Origin of the sequence: Aquabacterium sp. UBA2148, assembly GCF_002328915.1 — a bacterium.
Classification (GTDB): domain Bacteria; phylum Pseudomonadota; class Gammaproteobacteria; order Burkholderiales; family Burkholderiaceae_C; genus Aquabacterium; species Aquabacterium parvum.
The window spans coordinates 1-6,998 of sequence record NZ_DCXA01000088.1 but is presented as its reverse complement, the minus strand read 5'-3'; the positions used below and the strand labels follow the sequence as shown (position 1 = coordinate 6,998).

Genomic DNA, 6,998 nt, shown 5'->3' with positions numbered 1-6,998 from the left:
CGGCGCCCGCTTTGGCGAGTTCCGCGTCGAGCCCGGTGGAAGGGCCTTGCTGGTCGGCCTGAGGGGCCCGAAGCTGGAGCCCCTCTGAAACACCAGCCACCGATGCACCGATCGACAAACCAGCGAAAATCCGGCGTGAAGGCGCCGCATCCTCCCATCGAACCTCATCCGTGACCATGGCCCACACCGCACAAGTGAAGATCCCCGCCACCTACATCCGTGGCGGCACCAGCAAAGGCGTCTTCTTCCGCCTTCAAGACCTGCCCGCCAGCTGCCAGCAGCCCGGTGAAGCACGCGACAAGCTGTTCATGCGTGTCATCGGCAGCCCCGACCCCTACGCCGCGCACATCGACGGCATGGGCGGCGCCACCTCGAGCACCAGCAAGTGCGTGATCCTGTCCAAGTCCAGCGTGCCCGACCACGACGTGAACTACCTCTACGGTCAGGTCTCCATCGACAAGGCCTTCGTGGACTGGTCGGGCAATTGCGGCAACCTCTCCACCGCCGCCGGTGCCTTCGCCATCCACGCCGGCCTGGTCGATGCGGCCCGCATTCCTGAAAATGGCGTGGCCGTGGTCCGCATCTGGCAGGCCAACATCCAGAAAACCATCATCGCCCACGTGCCCGTCACCAACGGTCAGGTGCAGGAGACCGGTGACTTCGAGCTCGACGGCGTGACCTTCCCCGCAGCCGAGATCGTTCTCGAGTTCATGGACCCGTCCGACGATGGCGACGAAGGTGGATCGATGTTCCCCACCGGCAACCTGGTCGATGACCTGGAGGTACCGGGCCTGGGCACTGTCAAGGCCACCATGATCACGGCGGGCATTCCCACCGTGTTCGTCAACGCGAAAGACATCGGCTACAGCGGCACCGAACTGCGCGAGCAAATCAACACCGACCCCGACGCACTCAAGCGCTTCGAGGCCATCCGTGTGGCCGGCGCCCTGCGCATGGGCCTGATCAAGACGCCCGAAGAAGCGGCCACCCGCCAGCACACACCCAAGATCGCCTTCGTGGCACCGCCCACGCCCTACACGGCATCGAGCGGCAAAACCATCGCGGCGGCCGACGTGGACCTGCTGGTGCGCGCCCTCTCGATGGGCAAGCTGCACCACGCCATGATGGGCACCTGCGCGGTGGCCATCGGCACGGCAGCGGCCATCCCCGGCACCCTGGTCAACGAGGCGGCCGGCGGCGGCGAGCGTGAGGCGGTGCGCTTCGGCCACCCCTCGGGCACCCTGCGCGTGGGCGCCCAGGCCAAGCAGGTGAACGGCCAGTGGACGGTCACCAAGGCCATCATGAGCCGCAGCGCCCGCATCCTGATGGAAGGCTGGGTGCGCGTGCCCGGTGACGCGTTCTGAGGTGAACACCGAAGGCTCGCCGGGCAACACGTCACGGCGCTCGCAGGGGCCGAAATCTTCACTACGAACTGACACATCCACGGGGTGTTTTCTTCCCCTCACCCCCGTGGATCGGTGGCAAGATGAAGGATCCGGCGCCCCTGGCGCCTCCCGGAATTTCACAGCATGAACGCATCCACGCTCGCTCGCCGCACCCAGCGCATCCGCACCCTGGCCCTCTCGGCCGGCCTGGTGATCGGCATGGCCGCTGCGGCCATTGCCCCCCAACTGGTTCACGCCTCCAGCGCCGTCAAGGCCTCCAAATCGGTCATCAAAGGCGCTGCCCAACCCGTTGAACAGCCCCTCCAACTGGCCGCGGCAACGCCGGAACAAATGGCCGCACAGGAGCGCGTGCTGACCGGCTCGTACAACTGCGAGTTCGGCCAGCACATCGTCGTGCGCCACAACGAAGCCAACCCTGGCTACGTCGACCTGACCCTGGGCAAGCAGAAATGGCTGATGAAGCCGGTGCTGTCGGCCACCGGCGCCACCCGCCTCGAAGACGTGCGCGGCCAGGCCCTGCTGGTGCAAATTCTGACCAAATCCATGGTGCTCGACACCCGGACCGGCAAGCGCCTGGTGGACGCCTGCGTGCACGAGGTGCAGCGCAAGGCCGAGGCCGATCTGGCGGCTCAGCCGGCCCGCGCGTCCATCTTCGACGCCCCACGCTGAAAAATCCCCCTCATTCGTCGCATGAAGTCCATTGATTTCGTGCGGTCGTGGTGACATTCACCGCGGTGTAGGCGAAAATAGCAGGCTGCACGGAAATTGCATTTCCATGTGGTTGGAACGCTTGATTCGCCCCACCGCGGTGATTTTTTGTGCGCCACCCACGTGTCTGACACGTTTTTTGCCCCCTCAAACCAGGTGAACACCATGTTGCAAGCCTATCGCCAACACGTTGCCGAACGCGCCGCCCTTGGCATCCCCCCTCTGGCTCTGTCGGCCACCCAAGTGGCCGAGCTGATCGAGCTGATCAAGAACCCGCCCGCTGGCGAAGACGCCTTCCTGCTGGACCTGCTGACCCACCGCGTTCCTCCCGGCGTGGACGACGCCGCCAAGGTCAAGGCTTCCTTCCTGTCGGCCGTGGCCCACGGTGACGTCACCGTCTCCCTGATCTCCAAGGCCAAGGCCACCGAGCTGCTGGGCACCATGGTCGGCGGCTACAACGTCAAGCCCCTGATCGACCTGCTGTCCGACGCCGAAGTCGGCGGTGTGGCCGCTGAAGCCCTCAAGAAGACCCTGCTGATGTTCGACGCGTTCCATGACGTGTCCGAGCTGTGCAAGGCCGGCAACGCCAACGCCAAGGCCGTGATGCAGTCGTGGGCCGACGCCGAGTGGTTCACCAGCCGCCCGCCCGTCGCCAAGAAGATCACCGTGACCGTGTTCAAGGTGCCCGGCGAGACCAACACCGACGACCTGTCGCCCGCTCCGGACGCCTGGAGCCGCCCTGACATCCCGATGCACTATCTGGCGATGCTCAAGAACACCCGTCCCGACGCGGCCTTCAAGCCCGAAGAAGACGGCAAGCGCGGCCCGATGCAGTTCATCGAAGACCTCAAGAAGAAGGGCAACCTGGTCGCCTACGTCGGCGACGTGGTCGGCACCGGCTCTTCCCGCAAGTCGGCCACCAACAGCGTGATCTGGGCCACCGGCGAAGACATCCCGTTCGTTCCCAACAAGCGCTTCGGCGGCGTGACCCTGGGCGGCAAGATCGCCCCCATCTTCTTCAACACGCAAGAAGACTCCGGCTCGCTGCCCATCGAAGTGGACGTGTCCAACTTCGAAATGGGTGACGTGATCGACATCTACCCCTATGACGGCAAGATCGAGAAGAACGGCGCCGAAGCCGCCAAGTTCGAACTCAAGTCGCAAGTGCTGCTCGACGAAGTGCAAGCCGGCGGCCGCATCAACCTGATCATCGGCCGCTCGCTGACCGGCAAGGCGCGTGAGTTCCTGGGCTTGAGCGCCTCCACCGCCTTCCGCCTGCCCCAGGCCCCGGCCGACAGCGGCAAGGGCTTCACCCTGGCCCAGAAGATGGTCGGCCGCGCCTGCGGTCTGCCCGAAGGCCAAGGCGTGCGTCCCGGCACCTACTGCGAGCCGAAGATGACCACCGTGGGTTCGCAAGACACCACCGGCCCCATGACCCGTGACGAACTGAAGGACCTGGCTTGCCTGGGCTTCAGCGCTGACCTGGTCATGCAATCGTTCTGCCACACGGCCGCTTACCCCAAGCCCGTGGACGTGAAGATGCACCGCGAGTTGCCCGCCTTCATCAGCAACCGCGGCGGCGTGGCCCTGCGTCCTGGTGACGGCGTGATCCACTCGTGGCTGAACCGCCTGCTGCTGCCCGACACCGTCGGCACCGGTGGCGACTCGCACACCCGCTTCCCCATCGGCATCTCCTTCCCCGCTGGCTCGGGCCTGGTCGCCTTCGGCGCTGCCACCGGCGTGATGCCCCTGGACATGCCTGAGTCGGTGCTGGTTCGCTTCAAGGGCAAGATGCAGCCCGGCGTCACCCTGCGTGACCTGGTGCACGCCATCCCCCTGTACGCCATCAAGGCCGGTCTGCTGACCGTGGCCAAAGCCGGCAAGAAGAACATCTTCTCGGGCCGCGTGCTGGAAATCGAAGGCCTGCCTGACCTGAAGGTCGAGCAAGCGTTCGAGCTGTCCGACGCTTCGGCTGAGCGCTCTGCCGCCGGTTGCACCATCAAGCTGAACAAGGAACCGGTCGCCGAGTACCTGAAGTCGAACATCGTTCTGATGAAGAACATGATCGCCAACGGTTACGCCGACGCCCGCACCCTGCAGCGCCGCATCGACGCCCAGGAAGCCTGGCTGGCCAACCCCAACCTGCTCGAAGCCGACGCCGATGCCGAATACGCCGCCGTCATCGAGATCGACCTGGCCGATATCAAGGAGCCGATCGTCTGCTGCCCGAACGACCCGGACGACGCCAAGTTCCTGTCCGAAGTCGCCGGCACCAAGATCGACGAAGCCTTCATCGGTTCGTGCATGACCAACATCGGCCACTTCCGTGCCGCTGGCAAGGTGCTCGAAGGCAAGAAGGACCTGCCGGTTCGCCTGTGGGTGGCCCCGCCCACCAAGATGGACGCTGCCGAGCTGACCAAGGAAGGCTTCTACAACACCTTCGGCCAAGCCGGTGCCCGCACCGAAATGCCTGGCTGCTCGCTGTGCATGGGCAACCAGGCTCAGATCAAGGAAGGCTCGACCTGCATCTCGACCTCGACCCGCAACTTCCCGAACCGCCTGGGCAAGAACACCAACGTGTTCCTGGGCTCGGCTGAACTGGCTGCTGTGGCATCGAAGCTGGGCCGCCTGCCGACGCCGGCCGAGTACATGGCCGAAACCGGCGTGGTCACGGCCAACGCCGACTCGATCTACAAGTACATGAACTTCAACCAGATTGAAGAGTACGTGGAGACCGCCAAGGGCGTGACGGCCGCCTGAGTTCGCTCGGTGCTTTCGGCCTGACTGGCAACGGTCAGGCCCCTTGAGTGAAAAACCCGCCTGGTTGCCCCGGCGGGTTTTTTCTTGGCTCATCAGCAATGGACCAGTTGCATACCTTTACGATCCATAAGCTAGACATCCTTGAATTCACATCATCCGACACCGGCAAAGGACAATCAAACAATCACCCAAGCCCAGTTTTTGGCATTGAGCTGTTCCTGATTTCCAAATTCAGCGTGCGAATCGATTGGCCCCACAGCCCTGCGGAAGGTATCACGCGCCGTTTTTGGATCGATCACTTGGGGAAATAACCTTGATGGTTTCGCCGGCTGCTCCACATGCAGCACACACCGAATGCGCGTCTTGCGCAGCGCCTGTGCGGCCAGCTGTTGCGATGCCGAGCCCAGTTGACAATTTTTGTGCGCAACAGCCAAACAGGCCAGCGTACCAACCAACTTGCCCGCAGCCGCGTACAACAACTCACCAGCCTTAATCTCAGCCCCCCCGCCGGAATAGTCTTTCTGCTCGATCAACCAAAGCTCAGGGCCATCGCCAAAGGCCAACACATCAACAGCTTTGACGCCCTTGTTACCATCTTCGACCAACCCAACTTTCTGAAATTTCTTGACGTAAAATCCGTCCTCATCATATTTGGCAGCTGTCCATCCTTGCGGAAACTGATAAGCGTAGCGACCTTCATCAATGCGCGGCATGTCAGACACCTTATCCATGAGCAAGGTAGCGGTCCGTTTGCCGCAGATCCTCTTCCAACATCAGCAGCGGCTCCAGGCCATCTACCGACTCGGACTGGTTAAGTACAACTTCGCCTTCAGCCTTTCGATCCAGCGCTATAAAGGTGGCAGGCACCGGTTGCTGCACAGCTCTAAGCTGAATGGACAACTCACGCAGCAAGAACAAACTGTGGGTAGCCAGCACCACCTGCATACCCTGTCCCGCCAGAGCCACAAGAGCCTTGGCCACCAACACGATGAGCTTGGGATTTAGGTTCGTTTCAGGCTCGTCCCAAAACAGCGTACTACGATCACGCAGAGCTCCGTTGATCAGTAAGTAAGCCAGCATCGCAAGCTTGCGCATTCCCTCCGCAACCAGTGGCACCTCGATCTTGCCCGTGCCGGCACGGTCGGGAAGCAGGTAAAAGCGCCCAGCTTCCAGTTTGATGTGCCCGTCAAGCAGTTTTTCGATGTCGTCGATCATCGCCTGCACGGGCGCGGCATGCTTCTTCTTGGCAGCACCATTCAAGGCTTTGGCGATGTCGTAGTAGGTTTCTTCAAATGACAGGTAACTATCTTCGTATGCCGCGATGAAGCCAGGGAAAATCGACAACATCTCTCGGGTCGGAATAAACACTGGAGGTGCAGCCAAATATGCGGTAGGCATCTTTTCGAGCTTTACTTCGCTTCGGGCATTTGAGGCGAACGAAAAATTCAAACTTGCCCCTGTAGGTCGAATGAAGCTGGCAGACACCTCGCATCGATTGCGACCACGCTGACGAGACACTAGCCGCCCCAAGTAGTCTGGCCGACACGTCGCAACTAGCTTGTCGGCAATCTTCTTTTGCAACTCGTCTTTGGTCTGCCGATTTGACCGTGACTGGTCGTGGCTAACCCAGGCCAAAGAGTAGGCCAACTTCATCAACTGGCTCTTACCGGCGCCATTTTCACCAACAATCACATTGAGCCCCGGCGACCAGTTCACCGTGGCATCTGCAAAGACGCTGTAGCTGTCAACTTTCAGCTGCTTGAGCACTTCGGATCTCCTCGTACGGGCTTCGGCTCGGATACAACATCAGCATCTGGCGAAGTAGGTCAGTCAACCTGACGCAACTTGCAAGTGCAAAGAACTATCAAGGGTGTGCGCAAGAAAAGTACGACCACACCAAGAGCAAACATGAGACGTATTGTGCGTTCGAAATGCGCCCGATTAAACCTGCACAAGTTTCGCTACACACTGTGCCGACAGCTCCCATGACAGCTACGCACCTCGGTCGCCAAAATGTGACGAGTCTTGCGACTACTTGCTGCCACATCTGAATTCAGTGCGGCAGCCCGTGCTGCGCCCTCGCCTTGCGGCATTGCTCGTCGCCCACCTGCACCTCTCGGCAGG

5 protein-coding genes are annotated in these 6,998 nt (G+C 61.8%); 3 read left to right on the top strand and 2 right to left on the bottom strand.

The window, feature by feature from the left end:
• The first annotated feature begins 176 nt into the window (after window positions 1-176).
• The 3 genes from prpF to acnB all read left to right on the top strand — a co-directional run bounded on the left by prpF (window position 177) and on the right by acnB (window position 4,874).
• Complete coding sequence (gene prpF / locus B2W70_RS04730; RefSeq protein ID WP_286743363.1) at window positions 177-1,364, top strand: 2-methylaconitate cis-trans isomerase PrpF; 1,188 nt, start codon at window positions 177-179, stop codon at window positions 1,362-1,364.
• Window positions 1,365-1,529: 165 nt separating this feature from the next.
• Complete coding sequence (locus tag B2W70_RS04725; protein WP_286743360.1) at window positions 1,530-2,075, top strand: hypothetical protein; 546 nt, start codon at window positions 1,530-1,532, stop codon at window positions 2,073-2,075.
• Between the two features lie 204 nt (window positions 2,076-2,279).
• Window positions 2,280-4,874, top strand: a complete 2,595-nt coding sequence (gene acnB / locus B2W70_RS04720) for a bifunctional aconitate hydratase 2/2-methylisocitrate dehydratase (protein WP_286743358.1) — start codon at window positions 2,280-2,282, stop codon at window positions 4,872-4,874.
• Window positions 4,875-5,050: 176 nt separating this feature from the next.
• On the opposite strand, the gene B2W70_RS04715 is transcribed toward acnB, so the two are convergent.
• Together B2W70_RS04715 and B2W70_RS04710 are read right to left on the bottom strand one after the other, a co-directional pair.
• Entirely contained in the window at window positions 5,051-5,587 is a 537-nt protein-coding gene (locus tag B2W70_RS04715; protein WP_286743356.1) for a hypothetical protein, read from the bottom strand.
• A 10-nt stretch (window positions 5,588-5,597) separates the two neighbouring features.
• Window positions 5,598-6,641, bottom strand: coding sequence for an AAA family ATPase (locus tag B2W70_RS04710; protein ID WP_286743355.1), 1,044 nt, complete (start codon window positions 6,639-6,641; stop codon window positions 5,598-5,600).
• Window positions 6,642-6,998 lie beyond the last annotated feature (357 nt).